Source organism: Pseudomonas sp. SF2, from assembly GCF_036858055.1.
Classification (GTDB): domain Bacteria; phylum Pseudomonadota; class Gammaproteobacteria; order Pseudomonadales; family Pseudomonadaceae; genus Aquipseudomonas.
In genome coordinates, this window is sequence record NZ_JAMBDI010000030.1 from 43,347 (window position 1) to 61,534 (window position 18,188).

Annotated in this window: 19 protein-coding genes and 1 pseudogene; 7 read left to right on the forward strand and 13 right to left on the reverse strand. The window is 61.2% G+C overall.

All coding sequences use genetic code 11. The features are described 5' to 3' along the window. Window positions 1-10: 10 nt before the first annotated feature. From M2S36_RS18045 to M2S36_RS18085, 9 genes are all read right to left on the reverse strand, one after another. Complete coding sequence (locus M2S36_RS18045) at window positions 11-2,167, reverse strand: ComEC/Rec2 family competence protein (protein ID WP_333957540.1); 2,157 nt, start codon at window positions 2,165-2,167, stop codon at window positions 11-13. Between the two features lie 3 nt (window positions 2,168-2,170). Next, window positions 2,171-2,434, reverse strand: a complete 264-nt coding sequence (locus M2S36_RS18050; RefSeq protein ID WP_172827549.1) for an acyl carrier protein — start codon at window positions 2,432-2,434, stop codon at window positions 2,171-2,173. 14 nt (window positions 2,435-2,448) lie between these two features. Further along, a complete protein-coding gene (locus M2S36_RS18055; RefSeq protein ID WP_207832054.1) occupies window positions 2,449-3,189 on the reverse strand; it encodes an SDR family NAD(P)-dependent oxidoreductase in 741 nt (246 codons plus the stop codon). Then, on the reverse strand, window positions 3,186-4,478 hold the full coding sequence (locus M2S36_RS18060; protein ID WP_333957541.1) for a beta-ketoacyl-[acyl-carrier-protein] synthase family protein: 1,293 nt from the start codon (window positions 4,476-4,478) through the stop codon (window positions 3,186-3,188). The genes M2S36_RS18055 and M2S36_RS18060 overlap by 4 nt, the downstream gene beginning before the upstream one ends. Further along, window positions 4,471-4,995 (reverse strand): 3-hydroxyacyl-ACP dehydratase FabZ family protein, encoded by a 525-nt coding sequence (locus M2S36_RS18065; protein ID WP_333957542.1) that lies wholly within the window; start codon window positions 4,993-4,995, stop codon window positions 4,471-4,473. The genes M2S36_RS18060 and M2S36_RS18065 overlap by 8 nt, the downstream gene beginning before the upstream one ends. Before the next feature lies 1 nt (window position 4,996). Next, complete coding sequence (locus M2S36_RS18070) at window positions 4,997-5,614, reverse strand: hypothetical protein (RefSeq protein ID WP_207832048.1); 618 nt, start codon at window positions 5,612-5,614, stop codon at window positions 4,997-4,999. 13 nt (window positions 5,615-5,627) lie between these two features. Further along, a complete protein-coding gene (locus tag M2S36_RS18075; RefSeq protein WP_207832046.1) occupies window positions 5,628-6,002 on the reverse strand; it encodes a hypothetical protein in 375 nt (124 codons plus the stop codon). A 36-nt stretch (window positions 6,003-6,038) separates the two neighbouring features. Further along, a complete protein-coding gene (locus tag M2S36_RS18080) occupies window positions 6,039-7,697 on the reverse strand; it encodes a M64 family metallopeptidase (RefSeq protein WP_333957544.1) in 1,659 nt (552 codons plus the stop codon). A gap of 199 nt (window positions 7,698-7,896) precedes the next feature. After that, window positions 7,897-8,883 (reverse strand): AraC family transcriptional regulator, encoded by a 987-nt coding sequence (locus M2S36_RS18085; RefSeq protein ID WP_233687832.1) that lies wholly within the window; start codon window positions 8,881-8,883, stop codon window positions 7,897-7,899. A gap of 221 nt (window positions 8,884-9,104) precedes the next feature. Here M2S36_RS18085 and M2S36_RS18090 point away from each other — a divergent pair, with 221 nt between their 5' ends. After that, window positions 9,105-10,133: an alpha/beta hydrolase gene (locus M2S36_RS18090; RefSeq protein ID WP_207832124.1), complete on the forward strand. Its 1,029-nt coding sequence runs from the start codon at window positions 9,105-9,107 to the stop codon at window positions 10,131-10,133. Window positions 10,134-10,203: 70 nt separating this feature from the next. After that, window positions 10,204-11,382, forward strand: coding sequence for an MFS transporter (locus M2S36_RS18095; protein ID WP_333957545.1), 1,179 nt, complete (start codon window positions 10,204-10,206; stop codon window positions 11,380-11,382). A gap of 16 nt (window positions 11,383-11,398) precedes the next feature. On the opposite strand, the gene M2S36_RS18100 is transcribed toward M2S36_RS18095, so the two are convergent. Next, a complete protein-coding gene (locus M2S36_RS18100; protein ID WP_207832040.1) occupies window positions 11,399-11,803 on the reverse strand; it encodes a helix-turn-helix domain-containing protein in 405 nt (134 codons plus the stop codon). A 175-nt stretch (window positions 11,804-11,978) separates the two neighbouring features. Further along, window positions 11,979-12,665 (reverse strand): hydrolase, encoded by a 687-nt coding sequence (locus M2S36_RS18105; protein ID WP_063914701.1) that lies wholly within the window; start codon window positions 12,663-12,665, stop codon window positions 11,979-11,981. 263 nt (window positions 12,666-12,928) lie between these two features. Between M2S36_RS18105 and M2S36_RS18110 the strand changes: the two genes are divergently transcribed. Further along, the gene (locus M2S36_RS18110) at window positions 12,929-13,390 is read left to right on the forward strand and encodes a RidA family protein (RefSeq protein WP_207832038.1); all 462 of its coding nucleotides are present in this window, start codon (window positions 12,929-12,931) and stop codon (window positions 13,388-13,390) included. A gap of 20 nt (window positions 13,391-13,410) precedes the next feature. On the opposite strand, the gene M2S36_RS18115 is transcribed toward M2S36_RS18110, so the two are convergent. Continuing rightward, on the reverse strand, window positions 13,411-14,388 hold the full coding sequence (locus M2S36_RS18115) for a LysR family transcriptional regulator (protein ID WP_442969528.1): 978 nt from the start codon (window positions 14,386-14,388) through the stop codon (window positions 13,411-13,413). A 165-nt stretch (window positions 14,389-14,553) separates the two neighbouring features. Between M2S36_RS18115 and M2S36_RS18120 the strand changes: the two genes are divergently transcribed. Beyond that, window positions 14,554-14,976 carry a PA0061/PA0062 family lipoprotein gene (locus M2S36_RS18120; RefSeq protein WP_063914698.1) on the forward strand — a complete coding sequence of 141 codons (423 nt, stop codon included), beginning with the start codon at window positions 14,554-14,556 and terminating at the stop codon, window positions 14,974-14,976. Between the two features lie 569 nt (window positions 14,977-15,545). After that, window positions 15,546-16,061 (forward strand): hypothetical protein, encoded by a 516-nt coding sequence (locus tag M2S36_RS18125; protein WP_333957546.1) that lies wholly within the window; start codon window positions 15,546-15,548, stop codon window positions 16,059-16,061. 344 nt (window positions 16,062-16,405) lie between these two features. On the opposite strand, the gene M2S36_RS18130 is transcribed toward M2S36_RS18125, so the two are convergent. After that, on the reverse strand, window positions 16,406-17,098 hold the full coding sequence (locus M2S36_RS18130; protein WP_333957548.1) for a formyl transferase: 693 nt from the start codon (window positions 17,096-17,098) through the stop codon (window positions 16,406-16,408). A gap of 441 nt (window positions 17,099-17,539) precedes the next feature. Between M2S36_RS18130 and arfB the strand changes: the two genes are divergently transcribed. Beyond that, window positions 17,540-17,953, forward strand: a complete 414-nt coding sequence (gene arfB, locus M2S36_RS18135; RefSeq protein WP_033701529.1) for an alternative ribosome rescue aminoacyl-tRNA hydrolase ArfB — start codon at window positions 17,540-17,542, stop codon at window positions 17,951-17,953. Further along, window positions 17,940-18,110 (forward strand): annotated as a pseudogene (locus M2S36_RS18140) (IS3 family transposase); the annotation flags it as partial. The gene arfB and the pseudogene M2S36_RS18140, both read left to right, overlap by 14 nt. Window positions 18,111-18,188 lie beyond the last annotated feature (78 nt).

An 18,188-nucleotide genomic window follows, 5' to 3' on the forward strand; every position in this document is an offset into this window, starting at 1 on the left:
TCGGTCCGCCTCAGGAAAGGGAGTCCTGTACGTCCTTGTTGGCTGATGCCTTGTAGTAGCTGACGGTGAACAACGGTTCGCCCCCGGTGAGGGCTTCACCCAGGGCGGCCAGTGCCGTCGACGAATTGACCTTGACCGTGTCGAGGGCGTAATGCAGCGCCTGCCTGGCCGGGTCGAGCCGGCCATTGCCGCAGATTGCCCCGGCAATGGCGCCGGTAACCACGCCAGCCTGGGTACTGCCGCAGGCGCGGGTGATGGTCAGCCCCACCATGGCCGGGCTCGGGTTCGCAGCGGCGCGGGCGGCCAGCTTGTAGCAGTTGCCCAGGTCATAGAAGGTTTCGCCAGCGGCTTCGCAGGCTTTTTCGGCTGCGTCGAGGGCGGCGCCTGCCAATTGCATGGCCTGGGCCTGGTTGCCGGCGCCGCGCACCCGTTGTGCGGCGGTCGCGGCCTGGGTGGCCAGGGCCGCTACACGTCCGGCGCCGTTGCTGAGGATGTCCCGTGCCCGGGTGGCCTGGTCGTTCGCGGTTTGCGCGGCGACGGTGTATTCGGACAGGGGCACGTAGCGGTTGACCAACTGGTAGGCCGTGCCCAACCCGTCGATACAATCCGCCAGCGCAGCGAAGCCGGCCAGCGGACCGGGCACCGCCGCACTGGCGGTGGCGGCGGTTTGCGCGGCGCTGTCTACGCAACGGTAGACGTCGTCCATGGTGGCGGCGCGCTGGAGGGCACTGCGCTGCGCGTCGATCGCGTCCAGCCAGTCTTCCTGGTCGAGGGGTTGCACGCTCAGCCGGGCGAGGTACTCGCTATTGATTCCGCCGCTGGTCTTGCTGCGCAGTATCCACAAGGCGGTCGCCGCATCGCGCGCCTCGGTGGTGTTGGCCAGCGCCATGACCACATCCACCAGCGTGCCTTTGACCGCCGCTTCGGCAGCGGCCTTGGCGGCCACCGGGTTGGGCGTCAGGCCCACGGCCTTGGCGGCGATATCGGCAACCGCGAGCACCGCGCGCCAGGTGCTGGCCGGGAAGTTGCGGTTGGCGAAGGCCTGGGCCTCGCTGACCTTCACCAGCAGGTTGCCGGGCCGGTTGCTGGCATTCGGATCACCGGCGACGATACCCAGGGTGACGAAGGCATTGCTCATGTTCTCGGCGCTGTCGAAGCCGGTGAAATAGGTGCGCCGTGGCCGTCCGGGCGAGGCCGGCGGCGGGGGCGGGGTGACGCCGTTGCCGCGGGGATAGCCGTTGAGCACGTCGACCGTGGCCGCAGCCGGGTGGCCGTGCTGGTTGCCCGTGCTATTGGAAACCATCACCGCCAGCGGACGCATGCGCTGGAGGAATTGTGCCGAGGTGGCGGTGTCGGCGCCATGGTGGCTGGCCTTGACTACCAGGACACGGCCTGCGGCATCGTCGTTGGGGTTGGCCAGTTGGGCGATCAGGGCTTCCTGGGGATCTTCTATATCGCCACCGATGTAGTAGCTGAACTCGCCGAAGCGTAGCAGGAAGGCCAGGCTGCAGGCGTTCTCCGCTTCGCTGACCCCCTGTGCGGCCTTGACGGGGGTGCCGTTGGGGCGCTGCACCCACTGGTTGCAGGCGATGCAGGTCAGGGTCGGTGCGCGGTCGCCGCTGAGCTGGAGGAGTTCTGCCTGAGGGCCGCTGAGCAGCCATTGCGGAGCCTGGTTGATCGCCTGGCAGACCTGGAAGGCCGTGGCACCGGCGGGAACCGCCGGGCTGCCGGTTTTGGACACCATGCTGGAGGTAATGCAGGGCTTCAGGTCTGCGGCCTGCACAGCGCGGGTCACGCGGTTGCGTTCGGGCTTGCAGTTGATCGAGGTGAGGTAGCGCAAGTACAGGTCGCTGGGCCCCTGGGCCGGCCAGCCACGGTCGTAGACACGCGCCGTGTCAAAGGTGGTCACCGCCTTCGCGAGCAATGCTGCCACCCCGCCCAGGTGGTCGCCGTCGTAGTGGGTGACGACCACGGCATCGACCTTGGCCAGCCCGGCCTTTTCGGTGATGTAGCTGTATACGTGGGGCTCGGCGTCCTTGCGCCCGCCGTCGATCAGCACCGCACGGACCCGCTGGCCCTCGGCATTTTCCGGGTTTTTCGCGACGATCAGAGTCGCGTCGCCGGCCTTCTTCACATCGATGTGGTGAATCTCCAGCGACCAGGCCATGGCTCAGGCGCTCGCGCGTGCGGCCACGGCGCCGCTCAGGGTGTCGATCAGCGCATCGATGCTAGACAGCGAATTGAGCTGTTCTACCGGCACCTTGATACGCAGTTCGCGCATGGCATCGGAGACGATGGTGATGATGTCCAGGCTGCTGGCACCGAGGTGGTCGAAGCGCAGCTGGGTATCGATCGGGCCGAGGTCGAGGAAGGCCAGGGCGGCCTCGGTATGGCGCAGGACCACTTCGCGAACCATCTCGTGGATATCGTGCATAGCGTCGCTCCTTGTCATGGCACCCAGTTCAGCCCACCGGTGAGGTGGATGGCCTGGCCGTTGATGAAAGCGGCCCCGTCGCAGGCCAGGTACAGGACGGCCTGGGCCACGTCGTCTGGCGTGCCGAGGCGGCCGCTCGGGCATTGCCCGAGCCAGTGTTCGAAGGTTTTGGGCGCCGCTGTCTCGCGGCTCATGTCGGTGTCCACCAGGCCCAGCACCAAGGCGTTGGCGGTGATGCCGCGGCGCCCGTATTCGCGCGCCAGGGTAGCGGCCATGGCGATCAGCCCGGCCTTGGACACGTTGTAGGCGAGCTGCCCGCTCATGCCGTACGCGGCCACCGAGGAGAGCAGCACGATGCGCCCGCGGCGGCGGGCGATAAAGCCCGGCAGCAGGGTTCGGCACAGGCGGAAGTTGCCGTCCAGGTTGACTTCCATTACCGCCCGCCAGTCGGCGTCAGGCAGTGACACGGCAAGGCTTGGGCGGTTGATCGCGGCATTGCCCACGAGCACGTCGATGCCGTCCAGCAATTGGTCGGCCTCTTCGCAGACGGCATCGATGGCTGCTCCATCGGCCATGTCCAGACGCAGGGCCAGGCAGCGCCGCTGCGGGGCTATTTCCTTCGCGTGGCGCTGCAGCGCGGTGGCGGCCGCGGCGTCCTGGTTCCAGGTGAAGGCGACATCATGGCCGGCCAGCAGCGCCTGTTCGACGATGCGTCGGCCGATGCCGCGGCTGCCGCCGGTGACAAGGAAATTCATGGACGGGGCTCCCAGCGACCCAGGATCGCCACACAGTTGTTGCCGCCGAAGCCGAACGCGTTCTTCAGCAGGTAGCGCACCGGATGCGCCACCGCGCCGGCGGCGCAGACATCGAAGTCGAGTTCCGGGTCGGGGTCGTCGAGGTTGATGGTCGGGTGCAGCTGACCGGCGCGCATCTGCGCGATGGCCGCTACCAGCTCCACCAGCGGTGCCGACCAGCAGGTATGGCCGAGCATGGATTTCGGTGCATTGACCTTGAGCCGGTCTAGATGCGCGCCGAACACCCGGCGGATCGAGCGGGCTTCGGTAAGGTCGCCCAGCGGCGTCGAGGTAGCGTGGGCACAGATGAAATCGATATCGCCGGGCTGCAGGCTGGCTTCGCGCAGGGCAGCCTGGATGGTGCGGGTCTGGCCATCTTCCTGCGGGCTTGGCTGGCGACTGGCATCGGAGCGGGCGGCCACGGCGAGGACTTCGCACAGCGGCTCGGCGCCGCGGGCCTGGGCGAGGTCGGCACGTTCGAGTACCAGGCAAGCGCCGCCGTGGGCCGGGACGAAGCCTTCGCGGCGGCGGTCGAAAGGCCGGCTTGCCTGTTCCGGGTGATCGTTGAAGGAGCGCTGGCTGACCGCCTGCATCAGGGCCAGGGCGTGCAGCTCCAGCGGCGAGTAATCGAGCACTGGAGCCAGCACCACGACCCGTTGGGCATCGCCGAAACGGATCTCATTGAACGCCGCGCGCAGCGCCAGGGCGCCGCTGGCGCAAGCCCCGCCGACGCTGTAGCCGGGGCCGCGGATGCCGAGGACTTCCGAAGCCACCGCGGCATGGTCGGTGTCCAGCCCGGCGAGGCCGAACTGAACGTCGATATGGTCGGGGTCCTGCTCGAACTGGCGGAAATTGTTGTAGTAATAGTTCTGGCCGATGTTGTGGCCGCCGACGATGATCGCGGTTTCGCCGTCATCACCCGCAGGCAGGTCGAACAGCCCGGCGTCCTGCCAGGCGCGCCCGGCCATCAGCACCGACAGCGCGGTGGACCAGGGCAGGCGGTTGCTCGCCCGGCGCAGGCGCAGGCGCGGTGCATCCGTGAGGCTGTCGGCCAGGGCGCAGAGGCGCGGGCGCGGATCGAAGCCTTCCAGGCTACCACCAACCTTGGTCGCGATCTGGCGGTCGAAGCTGCTCCAGCGACGAATGCCAGAGCGCCCGGCCAACAGGTTGTCGAGCAGGCTACCGGGGTCCTCGCCGAGGGCTGTAAGCACCGACATCCCTGTCACTACCACATGGGGCGTTTCAGACATGACATCCCTCCATCACTACCACGCTGCGCACAGCGCCGGCGACGCTGATACGCCCGCCGAAGATCGCCAGCATGCCGTTGTCGTCGAGCATTCCTACCTCGATGTCCATGATGTCGCCAGGGCGCACCTGGCCAAGAAACTGGGCGCCGAACACCCGCGTGGCGAGGATCTCCAGCGGTTGCGCCGGGCAGCCCCGGGCCATGTGCAGCAGGCACTGGCCGGCCTGGGCGATGGCTTCTCCCTGGAGCGCACCGGGGTAGATCGGGTTGCCGGGGAAATGCCCGCCGAGCACCGGATCCTCGGGATCGACGCGGCGTTGTGCGTGCAGCACATGGTTGTCCGGGTCCCAGGCCAGGACGCGGTCTATCAGCAGGAACGGCGACCGGTGTGGCAGCATCTGTTCCAGGGGCGGAAAGGCAACCGCGGCGGAGGATCCCGCCGTGGCTTGCAGCAGTGGACCACGACGCAGCCGAGCGAGTGCGGCTGCGACGTCCAGGGCGGCGCTGGCGCTGGCCATGTCAGGCCGCCCGGGCCTTAGTCACGGCCACGGCGTTGTCCAGCACCCATTGCAGGGCGGCGTCGGCTTCCACCTTGGGCACCGCAGCCACCGCGCAGGAGGCTGCGTTGCGGCAGGCAATGCCGTAGTGCTCGTAGCCGGCGAACCACACAGCTTCATAGGCGGCGACGGTGTGTAGCGGCGTACCGCTACTGCCACTGCGCAACCCCTGGCTAAGGGGCTCCATCAACGCCTTGACCGCACCGCGATAGCCCTCGACCTGTTGCCGGATATTGGCGTTGAGGGCAACGCCACGTGGCAGACTGCGGGTCTCCACCAAGGCTTGTTCATAGGCGTTGATAGTGCTGCTTACGAAGTGGTTGCTTCCTACTACCGGGTCGCTGCTGGCTGCGTGTTTGGCGAAAGCCAGCGACAGTTCGCGGAATTCCGTTTCGCTGAAGAACTCGTCCTGCAGGGCGAGATACACCTTCACCGGCAGCGGGATCGGCAGAGTCGCCAGGATCTCCAGGGGCAGTTCGGTGGCACTGTACTGGGCGAACATCTCGCGGATCTTCGCCTCGGGGAAATCGTCGCAACGGGCAAGCTGGATCACCCGGTCCACGGACATTGTGTAGCTCATGACGGGCTTCCTTTCAGGTGTTGGACAGGGTGTAGGCGACGGTGATGGTGTCGCCGGCTGTGGGGAAGGTCTTGTTGTAGTTGTATGACGAAGCTGTGCCACCGACGCCGAGGATGTTCGCGGAGTTGGTACCGTTCATGTTGAACTGCAGGATGAACTGGGTGCCGTCGTCGGCCTGGTAGGTGACCTTGCCGTCCGGCGTCTGGCCGTTGGCGACAAACACGGTGGTCGCATTGCTGCCGGCCGCCACCGAGGTCGGCGGGGTGGTCGTCCAGTTGGCGCCGTTGAGGCTGTACTGGGTGCTGACCAGCACCAGCCGTTGCGAGGTGGTGAGGGTACCGGTGCAGGTACGGTTGGGGGTTGGACTGCTGCCGCCGCCACTACTCATAAGCGTTCTCCATGATGGCTTTGCTGTGTGGGTGGGTCAGGATGCCGCGGCCAGAAGCGTGCCGGACAGGAAGCCCGCAGAAACACGGCTGACCGTGTTCGGCAGGGCGGAAAGAGTGGTGGCGGCGCTGGGCCAGTTCACGGCATTGCGCGTCGCGCCCATCGGCCCCTTGGCCGTGGCGGCAGCGAGGAACACATAGGCCTCGTCGCGGACCGCGCAGTTGAGATCGAGGGCTGGGGTCAGGCCGCTGCTGGCGACGTTCTCCACCCCTTGCCAGGCGCGGGCGGCGTTGACCTTGGCATGCTTGAGAGTGCTGCCCTGGGCGGCGAAGAGGTGAACGAACTGGCCCTGCACTGCGGCGCCGGCGCTGATGCAGTCGATCGTCGAGCCGGCGTCAAGGCCTAGGCGCGTGCTGACCTCGCTCCAACCGCTGTCCCAGACCTGGGCGCCATTGCGTACGCTGAGCCAGATGCCTTTGCTGCCGGAGGCAAAGACGAATAGCTGGCCGTTGATGACCGCGCAGGCCACCCGAGTGCAGCCGGCCGGCAGGCCGCTTGAGGGAATCGCGCTGAAGCCGCTCCACGCCGCACCGGCCGCCTGGCTGGCCAGCCATACCTGGTTGCCGGACAGGGCCGCGACCACTACCACGCTGCCGGCCAGGGTGGCGGCGATGTCGCCGACCTGGCCGACGTTGGCGGTGCTCAGGGGCATTGGTTGCTGGCTTTCCCAGTTGCCGACCACGGTGGCCGAGTTGTGCCCGATGACTCCGTTGGCCAAGGTGAAGACGAAGAGCCGGCTGGCCAGGCTGGTGGTGGCCAGCGCCTGGATCGGCGAAGGCTGCACCGGCGGTGATACGGCCTTCACGGCCGACCAGGTGCCGACGCCGTTCTGGCTGGCCAGCCAGGACAGTCCGGTGGTTTGGTGGTAGGGCGCGAAAGCCTTCAGCAACTCGTGGTAGCAGACCAGGCAGAAGCCGGCGGCGGGATCGCGCATCAGGCAGTTCTGGCTGGGCCGGTAGATGCCCTTGAGATAATTGCCGCCGCCTTCGAAGGCGCCGATCATCCAAGGTTGCCAGCCGCTGGCCGACACATCGGAGGGCAGGGCACTGAAGCCGGGCGTCAGATACTGCTTCCACTTCAGCGAGGCGGCGTTGAGGTTGGTGGTGAGGTTGGGGCTGCTGGGCTCGATGTCCGGGTAGCTGCCGGACTGGGTGGAGTACTCGACGCCGAGTCCGGCCACCAGTTGGGCGATGGCCCGGGCCAGCAGGGCAACGTTGCCGCTGTCCAGGGTCAGGGTGCACAGGCTGCCGCCGAAGCTGCCGCCGGCGCTGCTGGTGTTGGCGATGACCACGGCCAGGTGCCAGGTAAGGCCGGCGGCGGTCAGGGCAGCGCTGACTTTCGTCGGGTCGGCGCTCAGGTTGCTGGCCGAGGCGCCGCAGCTGGCAGTGCCCAAGGCGCTGTTCGGCGACAGGCCGGACTGGCTGGAAACGGTGTCGAGCTGGTAGACGTTGATAGCGTCCTGCAGGCGCCAGGAAATCGGCACGATGCTGTTGAGGCCGCTGATCAGCGTGGTGACGGCCTGGTGGAAGGCCTCGAGTTGGCTGGAGGTGAAGCCGTCGCCGGTGATGGCGATGAGAAAGCGTTTTCCGTCGGTACCGTTGTCGACGATTTTCGAGCACGAAGCAGCAGCATCCATCAGAAAAGCCCTCATCCCTAAGGTCAATATTCTTACTGGAAAACGCAAACTGATCTTACTTCACTCGTGGCATATTGCTATAGGTTTTTCCTGGTCGTCAATACGTAAGCGTAAGATGAATCCCCGATCCTCCCCAAATCCAGTCCCTCGAAGACATGGTGCTGATGGATGATGCCGAGCTGGGCATGATCAGCTGATTTCACGTTATTGATGGGGGCACACGAAGCGTGCCGCTCTTTGCAATGGGAAGGCGGGCGTCCTGTTCGATTCTTTCTGCGCCCTGGCGTAATTCCGAGATATCGCGCTTTGGCGGCGTGCCGAATTGTCGCCCATATTCGCGACTGAACTGCGAGGGGCTTTCATAGCCAACCTTGAAGGCTGCAGTGGCGGCATCCAGGTGTTCATTGAGCATCAGCCGTTTTGCCTCGTTCAACCTCAACCATTTCTGATACTGCAGCGGGCTCATCGCGGTGAGCTGGCGGAAGTGCTGATGGAAGGTCGAGAGCCCCATCTGCACCCGAGAGGCCAACTCATCTACCCGCAGCGGCGCGGCGTAATTCAGCTTCAGCCAGTCGATGGCCTTGGCGATTCGATGCCCCTTGCTACCGATGGAGGCGATGGACCGGAGCAGGGGGGCCTGGTCGCTCAGCAGCAACCGATAGTGGATTTCTCGCTGAATCAGGGGCCAGAGCACGGGTATCGCATCAGGTTCCTCCAAAAGCTCGATCAGTCGGCTGAAGCTCTCCAGCAGCTTCGGGCCCAGCACACCGACGCCGGCGCTTGTGTGCACAGACTCACCGCTCACCGTAAGACGGCCATCTTGCGCGATCAACTCTGCCAGTGTGCGCAGGTCGAGCTTGAACACCAGGCCCAGGCACGGTGCACCTTCGCTGGCCATCGTCACTGCCGAATGGGCAGGGATGTTCAGCGAGGTGACCAGGAAGCGGGTCGTGTCATAGGGGAACACGTCGCTGCCGATGACCATTTCCTTGGCACCCTGCACGACCAGCACGATGCTCGGCTCGACGATGCAGGTGATCGGTGGGGCTGGTGTGTTACGCCGGTAGACGCTGAGGTCTGCGATGCGTGTCGCGAAATCGCCAGCCGTTGGCGCGTGGGCGCCGATGACCTTGCATAGCGTGGCCATCGGGTGCGTGAGCAAGGGCGGTTGTGTGGTGGCGGACATAGGAAGCCTCCGATCATCTTGTGGAAAACACTACTCGCGCGTCCGTTCAGGTGTCCATGCCCGGGCGGCATGGTCTGGAGATTCAGGCAAGAAAACCACTCGTTTGATCTACTGATACGCCGTTTTAACCGCGGAAGATGGGCGGCAGGCGAGGTGGCCAGAGTGCTTTGCAGCGACTGCCCCTCGCACCACTTCCATTTCGAGCAGACAGGAAAATGTGCATGAAGTCTTTGTTCGTTGCGTTTGCCCTGATGGCCAGTTCATTCACTGCGGGAGCCGCCGATATGTCCCATGGGGCCAACAATTTCTACAAGAGTGAGCAGGTATCACTCGAACGCGTTTCCTTCAAGAACCAGTTTCAGTTGAACACGGTCGGAAACCTGTTCGTTCCCAAGAACCTGAACCGCAATACCCGTTATCCCGCCATTATCGTCGGCCACCCGATGGGGGCGGTGAAGGAACAAAGCTCGAATCTCTACGCCCAGAAACTGGCAGAGCAGGGGTTCGTCACCCTGGCTATCGACTTGTCGTTCTGGGGCGAAAGCGAGGGGCGTCCGCGCAACCTGGTATCGCCGGACATCTACGCGGAAGACTTCAGTGCGGCGGTCGACTATCTCGGTGCCCAAGCCTTCGTCGATCGCAACCGTATCGGTGTGCTGGGCATTTGCGGCAGCGGCAGTTTCGCCATCAGCGCAGCCAAGATCGACCCTCGAATGAAAGCCATTGCCACGGTCAGCATGTATGACATGGGCGCCGCCAATCGCAATGGACTCAAGCATGGTGTAACGCTGGAGCAGCGCAAACAGGCTATAGCCGAAGCGGCTGCACAGCGGGATGTGGAGTTTGCCGGCGGGGATACCAGGTACACCAGCGGCACGGTTGATCGGCTGACCGAGCATTCCAACGCCATCGAGCGGGAGTTCTACGATTTTTACCGTACACCTCGGGGTGAGTTCACTCCCAAGGGCCTGCCGCCACTGCTGACAACGCACCCAACCCTGACCAGCAACGTCAGGTTCATGAACTTCTACCCGTTCAATGATATCGAGACGATTTCGCCACGCCCGATGCTGTTCATCGCAGGAGAGAACGCGCACTCGCGTGAGTTCAGCGAAGAGGCGTATCGCCTTGCCGGTGAACCCAAGGCGCTGGTGATCGTGCCTGGCGCCGGTCATGTCGACCTCTATGATCGCGTCGAATTGATTCCCTTTGGCAAGCTGACCGCTTTCTTCCGCGAAAACCTCAAGTAACCCCTGCTTTCAGCCCGGCAGGCTCGGCTTGGGCATCTGCTTTTCTGTAACTTGCGCCACGAGAACCACCATGACCAGCTCAGCGATACCTCTTCAACATTCAAGCAGACAGGTCTGGGGCGCCGTCCTGGCGATGTCACTCTGTGCCTTTGCCCTGGTGGCGTCCGAATTTCTGCCCGTGAGCTTGCTTACGCCACTTGCCACTGATTTGTCGCTTACTGAAGGCGAGGCCGGTCAAGCCATTTCGATCTCGGGCTTCTTCGCCGTAGTCACCAGTTTGTTGCTGTCCACCCTGACGCAGGGGACTGATCGAAAGCCCGTCCTGTTGGGCACCACGGCGTTAATGCTGGTTTCCGGCGCAATGGTGGCGTTTGCCCCGAATTACATGACCTTGATGATGGGGCGGGCCGTGCTTGGGATCGCCATTGGTGGCTATTGGTCGATGTCCACCGCAGTGGTGATGCGTATCGCGCCTGAAGCCCTCGTTCCCAAAGCCATTGCCGTGATGCAGGGCGGTACTGCGCTGGCCACGGCAATCGCGGCCCCGGTCGGCAGTTACCTGGGCGGCCTGATCGGCTGGAGAGGGGCATTCCTCTGTGTCGTACCTTTGGCTGCAATTGCGTTGATCTGGCAAGCCTTCACGCTGCCGGCAATGCCTGGCGAGCGCGGTACGGTTTCGGTGACCGGCCCCCTGCGTTTGCTGGGAGACAGCAAGGTTGCGCTTGGCATGGCTGCAGTCGCATTCCTCTTCATGGGGCAGTTCACGCTGTTTACCTACCTTCGCCCGTTCCTGGAAACCGTGACACACGTGGACGTGCCCACGCTGTCGCTGCTGCTGCTGATCATTGGTGTGGCGGGACTGGTGGGAACGATGATGGTTGGTTCGCTCGTAAGCCGGCATCTGTTCAGAGTGCTGCCAGGTATTCCCCTGCTGATGGCCGTCGTCGCATTCGCTGTGATTTCGACTGGTTCATGGATTGTCCCGACGGCGGTGCTGCTTGGTGGCTGGGGCTTGATTGCCACTTGTGCGCCAGTGGGTTGGTTCACCTGGCTAGCCAGGATGCTGCCCGAGGACGCCGAGGCCGGGGGAGGCCTGATGGTCGCGGTGATACAGCTGGCGATAACGGTAGGTGCGACTTCGGGTGGGGTGCTTTATGACGGTGTTGGGTACCAGGCGACCTTCATCGCCAGTGGAATGATGCTCTTGGTAGCGACTGCCTTGACCATGAGGGTAGGGCGGTATCGATAGAGTACAAATGTGCTCCCTAAATGTGCAAAGGCTCAGTTTGAATGGACGCTTGTCGCTGCCAGGCCTGCGGCGACATCCCCTCGGCCTTCACGAATGTGCGACAAAAGTGGGACTGATCGCAGAAGCCGCACTCCAGTGCGATTTCGGCGAGCATCATTCCCGAGCTCCCCAGTAGTTCCTTGCTTTTGCGCAACCGTTGTTCACGCATCCACTGTTGCGGGGGCACCTGCAGGGTATCCCTGAACATTCGTGTGAAATGGCTACGCGACAGCGAGCAGGCTTGGGCGAGTTCCGTAACCGTTATGCCGGTGTCCAGGTTCTCCAGCATCAACCGCTTGGCAGTCGTGACCTGCCAGGGCTTGAGGAGCCCGGTTGTTTTCAGTGCGACAGTCGCCAGCACAGTGCAGTGATCACTGTTCATACAAATCCATTCATCAATGAAGTGGGCACGCACGTTTCGAGTGGGCAGAGCAGGCCACTGCAGCCTCGGCGCGGGCTACAGACGATAAACGCTCGATTCGATGGCCTGGCTCAGCCAGCCGGCATACCCATCAGCGGGTCAATGAACAGCCCCTGGAGGCAGGGGCTGGCAATGGTCAGACAGTGGCAGCAACCGGGGCCAGGGTTGGGCCGTGCTGAACGCGCTCGGGTGCTTTGTGCACCATGGTGTAGGCATAGTCGACACCCATGCCGTAGGCGCCGGAGTGTTCTTTCACCAGCTCCATGACGGCATCGTAGGTATCGCGGTTTTTCCAGTCGCGCTGCCACTCCAGCAGCACTTGCTGCCAGGTCACCGGAATTACGCCTGCCTGGATCATGCGCTGCATGGCGTAGTCGTGGGCTTCCTTGGTGGTGCCACCGGAGGCGTCAGCAACCATGTAGATTTCATAGCCGGCATCGTTCATCGCCGACAGCGCGAAGGTGGTGTTGCACACCTCCGTCCACAGGCCGGATACGATGACCTTGTTGCGACCGTTTTTCTTCAGCGCGTCTCGCACCTTCTGGTCATCCCAGGAGTTCATGGAGGTTCGCTCCAGCAGCGGAGCGTCGGGGAAGACGGCGAGCAGCTCGGGGTAGGTGTGCCCAGAGAAGCTTTCAGTCTCGACCGTCGTGATGATGGTGGGCACATTGAAGATCCTGGCCGCCTTGGCCAGGCCTACGGTGTTGTTTTTCAGCGTCTGGCGATCAATGCTCTGAACGCCGAAGGCCATCTGTGGCTGCTGATCGATGAAGATCAGTTGGCTGTTGAACGGGGTCAGGACTTCAGTTTTTGGATTGTTCATTTTGGTTCCCTGTCAGCTGGATGATGGTCATCGCACAAGTCACGGCGCCTGCCTTCTGCAGACTGTGCTGAGGCACTGGATGACGTCCTCAGTGATGCCCGTTGCTTGAGTCCGAGCAAAGATTAGCGAATCGCAGTGCGAAGCGGTGGCGCACTTCTGCGCTTTCAGAAGCGCATTAATGCGCCATGCGCTCGTTCATCCTGCTGCTAGGATTCGCACGCAAACGCGGATCTACCTGATCCGGTTTGCGCCAGGAGAAAGCGATGGCAGCTTCACAACCACTCAACAAACAAACCGCCTATTGGGGCGTTCCGTGGGAGAAGGCTTACGGGTATACGCAGGCACGGCGGGTAGGGAACGAGATCTACGTATCGGGCCAGTTCAATCATGACGAAGAAGGGAACCTGGTCGCGCCGGCCCCCTTGGATCGTGACGGCAGGCCCTGTGATTTCTCTTCGATGGGGGACCAGATGCGCACCTGCTACGACAATATCGCCAAGCTGCTCGCGCTGTACGGAGCGACGCTTGAAGATGTCGTGGAGGAGACGCTCTACGTACTGGACATGGACGCGGCCTTTGCCGTGGTCGGCACGGTGCGCAAGGCCGCTTACGGTACAGAACGGCCTCAATGCGCCAGTAACATCATCGGCGTCTCGAGGCTTGCCCAGCGCCCACAGCTGATCGAAATCGCCTGCAAAGCGGTACTTGGCTCGCGCGCTGAGTGACCTGCACTCCCGGTTTCGCGCTACGTGACCGGGAGTACCAATTGGCCCTCGATCAACGGCTTCTGGTTGGCAACGGCCGCTGCACAGAAGGTCATGAATGCCTTGACCCGCCACGATTTGCGGATGTCCTGGTGCGTCAGCAGCCACAGCTCATCCTGCAGCTCCGGTACCACCGAGCCGACCCGTTCAAGCCCAGGCGTGATATCACCCAACATGCAGGGTAAAAAACCCACCCCCAGGCCTGCCGCGATTGCAGCACTCGCCGCCGCAACCGAGTCGGTACGGTACGAGATGCACTCGGCAGCGACCCTGTTTTCGACATAGCTGGTTGCCTTGAGCCCGCGTAGCGCTGCGGAATAGGAAACCCAGGCCTGGCCTTCAGTGAACAGAGGAGCAGGCGTTACATGGTGGCTACTAACGTAGGGAGCCCAGGCGATTGTGGCCAGTTTGCGACCTACCAGGCTTTCGGCGGGTTTCCTGGTCGCTCGAACCGCAATATCCGACTCGTCTCGTGCAAGGCTCAGTGATTCGTTGCCCACCAGCACCTCAATCGTGATGCCTTCATTGAGGGCCTTGAAGTCCGCGATGATGGGGGTGAGGAAGTAGAGAAGCAGTGAGTCGCTGGTGGTGATACGAAGCTTGCCGAGTGGCCCCTGGCCGGCACGCGAGACACGCCGTGTCACGCTGACGATGTCCAGCTCCACGCGCTCGGCGAGTGCACGTAATTCCGCGCCCTCGATGGTGAGCAGGTAGCCTGATTTGCGGTGATCGAACAAGGCTACGCCAAGTGTCTTTTCAACCTGGGAGACCCTGCGGGAGACGGTGGACACATTGATGCCGAGCTTCTTGGCCGTGGCAGCGCGATTGCCACACTCACTGAGCGTTTTGATGATCCGCAGGTCGTCCCATGAGAGCTGGTTGGCAGCCTCACTCGCGTTCCATTTCACGTCCTTGGGGGCAGCGGGGGCAGTTGGGACATTTCCAGGTAACGACTTCACGAAATCCGTTCCAAATCAGATTGCAACGATCATACGAGAAGGGGCTGCGTGAACCAAGCATGAGCATGAAGCGGAATGAGGGGCTTCGGTCGTCCCTTCATGCACACATCAGCACTTGTCGGCGTTATCCTGAATAGTGAGCCCGGGAGCCTTTGGGGAACTACCATGCGCAAGCTGACACTGTTGTTCGCGATCGCTGCATTTGCGGGTTGCCAGGCGCCGATGCCCACTGCCAACCCACAGATGGCCTGGGTCGATCTCTCGATGCCATTCCCGAATGACCGTGTGCTGTTGGCCGAACGCCTGGATAAACAACGCCTGCGCGACGGTCGCTTCTTCGAGGTCAGCCCCGGCAGCCATGAATTGGTCGTCAGGTTCGACTACGAAGTCAATGGTGGTGGTGGCATCAGTCTGATGGGGGGCAGCACGGTAAGGCAATGCTACCTGACCATCGACTACGCACATTTCAAGGCAGGGCAGCGCTATGTACTCGAGGCCCGCTCCATGGCCATGACGCCAGAGGCGAGGCTCTATGATGCGAAGGGAGAGATTGTGGCGCAGGTCACGGAACTCTATTGCCTGATGTGATGGCGCTGCATACATCAGCGACTGGCATGAAGGAATAAAGAGTTGTCTTAAGCATGAATCGATTGCAGTCATGCTGACCAACGAATGGTTTCCGAACTGACCACAGTTGATAGGACATACGATTTTCCTTCCCACTAACGCTTCTGCGCGGTTGTGGAGATTTCCGCGCAGAACGCCGAAGGGGATGAGCGGTACATTAGAGACGATAAAACAATCCCAATTTCCCGCCACCCGGCAATATCACCTTGACATCTAAATATCCCACACCTTAACTGAAAGCGTCGCTTCACAGATGAGATGTCGTGATAGGGCAAGGACTAAAACTGGATTCACAGATCACTGCTGCGGATGTCAAGCGACTAACCAGCGAACTGTTGGTGGCGCAGGTTGACAGCACGCGGCCACGCTGGAGAGCAAGAGTATCGGATCTGTGCGCCTAGGGCAGGAAGTCGAGATCAAAACTAGGGTAGCAGTGCGCATAGAGGTACGCACACACAAGAAAAATTATCGAGAACTTTACCAGTCCACTCAAAGAATACATTGAACAAAGCCTTAGAGAGAGATAGCCAATGATTAACGGCGCATCAAAAAAAGGCTCAAGCAAGGAAGAGTTTAAGTCCCTTGCGCTGCAGGTCCCGATTTTGTTTGTCTGCCTATCATTCTTGCCATTCACCTATGGAATGCTTAATCAGATCCCTGACAACCTTACCAGGTCAAAAGGCACTTTCTCTACTAAAATAATCGGCAAAAATACTTATACAGTCATCTCCAGCGAACAGGGCAAACTAATGCTTACTTGCGCATCTAGCTTCAAAGGTTACACCAAATGCCTGCCCGATGAAGCTAGCTCTGAGCTTACAAACAAAGAAGCAACGGCGTTCTGGTACAAACAGAAGATCTTGCCGTTCATGGAAAATAACAAATTGGTTGAGCTTTATGTTGGCGGGAGTACAGTTATCTCCGGCGAGATGACAAAGGAGAGAATGACTAAGCACAAGAAATATAGCATCTCTACGAGTCTAGAGATGTTTGCACTGACCTTGTTGATTTCCGCTTTCTTTCTGAAGAAATCAAGAGAGAGCTAAATGGGCAACAAAGTATTTTAAGCAATTTACAGCGCTCCCGGCACTTGCCTTGTATGGGGGCGTTTAGATGTCAAAAGAATGAGCAACAGCTATGCCGAACTGGGTATGATGCGCAGAGTTTATTCCACCCGCGGCATGAAGAGCAGGATGTCGAAGACCTGACCAGGCTCGAATTGAAGGGCAGGGTGATCGCTCTTCAAAACGGCTTCGGTCAATAGCTCCTTGTTTTGCTCCCAGCATTGGCCAAGCGAGAAGGGCAGCCTACGTAGTTATTTGAAGTCAAAGTCTAAAAGCAGCGGTAGCTGACGCTACCGAAAGGCGCAATTCCAGCCGCCGTTCAGCTCTTAAAGAGTATTTATCCGCAACGGAAATCCGTACGATTCGAAAAGCTCCCAAACGTCCTCGCGATCGAAGAGCCGCCACCCCAGTGTCGTGAACTGCATCAGGTCATCCTCGCTGGGAAAAGAGTAGTAGGCCCCGGCAGATGGATCTTGAAAGGTCCCCGGCATAGGCTCGTTGCGCTCCAGGCGCCTGATTGCGTTCATGATGAGACGCGCGCCTGGTTGATACAGTGAAAGGATGTGCCACAGCAAGGAGTGCTCCTTGTCGACTGCCACCCGGGCAGTCTCGATGATGCGACCAACATCGATGCCGGGACTGTCAATCCAGTGGAGGGTACAGCCGATCTCCGAGTCGCCGTTCAGCAGCGCCCGGAAGGTCGCGAGAACACCTCGATACTGAGGCAAGAGGCCAGAGTGAAGATTGAGGACGCCACGTGACGGAATTGCCAACGCTTCATTCTTCAGGATTTGACCAAAGCGGATTGAGATGAACAGATCCGCTCCCGCATCCTGCAGCATTTGCAGGCCCGCAGGATCCCTCAAGCTGGGCAATACCTGTACAGGAACCCCAAAGCGTTGCTGCAGGTCTGCAAAACCGAATCGAAGCCCACTGCTGACCTGGTCGCTCGACCTGATTAACCCAGGGGGCAAGGCATTGAAGAAGTCCTGCTCGATCAATGCCAGTTGTCCGAGCATGCGTGGCACCTTCTTGCCCGATCCCACTCTCTCCGAGAGGAATATTCCCACTGTGCTCTCGTGAATCTCGGGTAACAGGTAATTGAGAGTGAGATTGCTCTCAACGTCCCGGTTCACCAGAAAAGCGATTCGCAACTTTGGACCTCCGGCAGACCTGCCTTGAGATGCTGCAATGGCCAATTCAACACAAGCGGATCAATCCCATTACCATTGTTTTGCCATGACGTATGGACGGAAGGCTCGATCTGCTCGGTCCGTTCGGGTAGCAGACCTAGCATAGTTGCATTTATGCAAAAGGCTTGAGGAAGGCGGCAGATGTCGAGGCTACCGGCAATGGCGGAGTGGGGTGCCTCGATCAGTGTGGTTGAGGTCAACCGTATTTTGTTCTGTGGGCGAGCAGCGAAGGCTGTGATAATGGAGGGGAATCACAAGGGCCATGCCATGCTGACCATCTCTAATAACGTGCACCTGCCAGATGCCGACATCGAACTGACATACATCCGCGCGCAAGGCGCAGGTGGGCAGAATGTCAACAAGGTGTCCAGCGCCGTGCACCTGCGCTTCGACATTCCCGCCTCGTCGCTGCCCGAGTTTTACAAGGAGCGGCTGTTGGCGCTGCGTGACAGTCGCATCACCGGCGACGGCGTGTTGATCATCAAGGCACAACAATACCGCACACAGGAGCAGAACCGCGCTGACGCACTGGCGCGTCTTGCCGAGTTGATCATCACTGCCGGCAAGACCGAGAAGAAACGCCGTCCCACCAAGCCGACCCTCGGCTCGAAGACCCGCCGCCTCGAAGGAAAGGCCAGGCGCAGCACTGTCAAAGCGGGGCGGGGCAAGGTGGAGTTCTAGGCTCCTTACGAAATCCCGACGTGGCGGTGGTACTCCAATGAGCAAGGCGCTGACGCCCGAGCAGTAGGATTCAGGAGCTGGAAGCTCGGATCAACCGGTTGGAACGGGAGAAATCGATTTTAAAAAGGGCTTCCGCGCTCTTGATGGCCGAGGAACATGAGCGCTCGCGTTGATCGATCAGCTCCGCCGTGAGGAGCCTTGAATATGGGGTTCAACGACCAAAGGATCATTACGG

Bases quoted from the DNA above. Each gene is read 5' to 3' on its own strand.
- M2S36_RS18110 (WP_207832038.1), top strand. From the start codon at position 12,929: ATGGCAGCTTCACAACCACTCAACAAACAAACCGCCTATTGGGGCGTT.
- M2S36_RS18060 (WP_333957541.1), bottom strand. From the start codon at position 4,478: ATGTCTGAAACGCCCCATGTGGTAGTGACAGGGATGTCGGTGCTTACA.
- M2S36_RS18075 (WP_207832046.1), bottom strand. From the start codon at position 6,002: ATGAGTAGTGGCGGCGGCAGCAGTCCAACCCCCAACCGTACCTGCACC.
- M2S36_RS18085 (WP_233687832.1), bottom strand. From the start codon at position 8,883: ATGTCCGCCACCACACAACCGCCCTTGCTCACGCACCCGATGGCCACG.
- M2S36_RS18065 (WP_333957542.1), bottom strand. From the start codon at position 4,995: ATGGCCAGCGCCAGCGCCGCCCTGGACGTCGCAGCCGCACTCGCTCGG.
- M2S36_RS18100 (WP_207832040.1), bottom strand. From the start codon at position 11,803: ATGAACAGTGATCACTGCACTGTGCTGGCGACTGTCGCACTGAAAACA.
- M2S36_RS18045 (WP_333957540.1), bottom strand. From the start codon at position 2,167: ATGGCCTGGTCGCTGGAGATTCACCACATCGATGTGAAGAAGGCCGGC.
- M2S36_RS18130 (WP_333957548.1), bottom strand. From the start codon at position 17,098: ATGCTCGGACAACTGGCATTGATCGAGCAGGACTTCTTCAATGCCTTG.
- M2S36_RS18095 (WP_333957545.1), top strand. From the start codon at position 10,204: ATGACCAGCTCAGCGATACCTCTTCAACATTCAAGCAGACAGGTCTGG.
- M2S36_RS18120 (WP_063914698.1), top strand. From the start codon at position 14,554: ATGCGCAAGCTGACACTGTTGTTCGCGATCGCTGCATTTGCGGGTTGC.
- M2S36_RS18050 (WP_172827549.1), bottom strand. From the start codon at position 2,434: ATGCACGATATCCACGAGATGGTTCGCGAAGTGGTCCTGCGCCATACC.
- M2S36_RS18055 (WP_207832054.1), bottom strand. From the start codon at position 3,189: ATGAATTTCCTTGTCACCGGCGGCAGCCGCGGCATCGGCCGACGCATC.
- M2S36_RS18070 (WP_207832048.1), bottom strand. From the start codon at position 5,614: ATGAGCTACACAATGTCCGTGGACCGGGTGATCCAGCTTGCCCGTTGC.
- arfB (WP_033701529.1), top strand. From the start codon at position 17,540: ATGCTGACCATCTCTAATAACGTGCACCTGCCAGATGCCGACATCGAA.
- M2S36_RS18125 (WP_333957546.1), top strand. From the start codon at position 15,546: ATGATTAACGGCGCATCAAAAAAAGGCTCAAGCAAGGAAGAGTTTAAG.
- M2S36_RS18105 (WP_063914701.1), bottom strand. From the start codon at position 12,665: ATGAACAATCCAAAAACTGAAGTCCTGACCCCGTTCAACAGCCAACTG.
- M2S36_RS18080 (WP_333957544.1), bottom strand. From the start codon at position 7,697: ATGGATGCTGCTGCTTCGTGCTCGAAAATCGTCGACAACGGTACCGAC.
- M2S36_RS18090 (WP_207832124.1), top strand. From the start codon at position 9,105: ATGAAGTCTTTGTTCGTTGCGTTTGCCCTGATGGCCAGTTCATTCACT.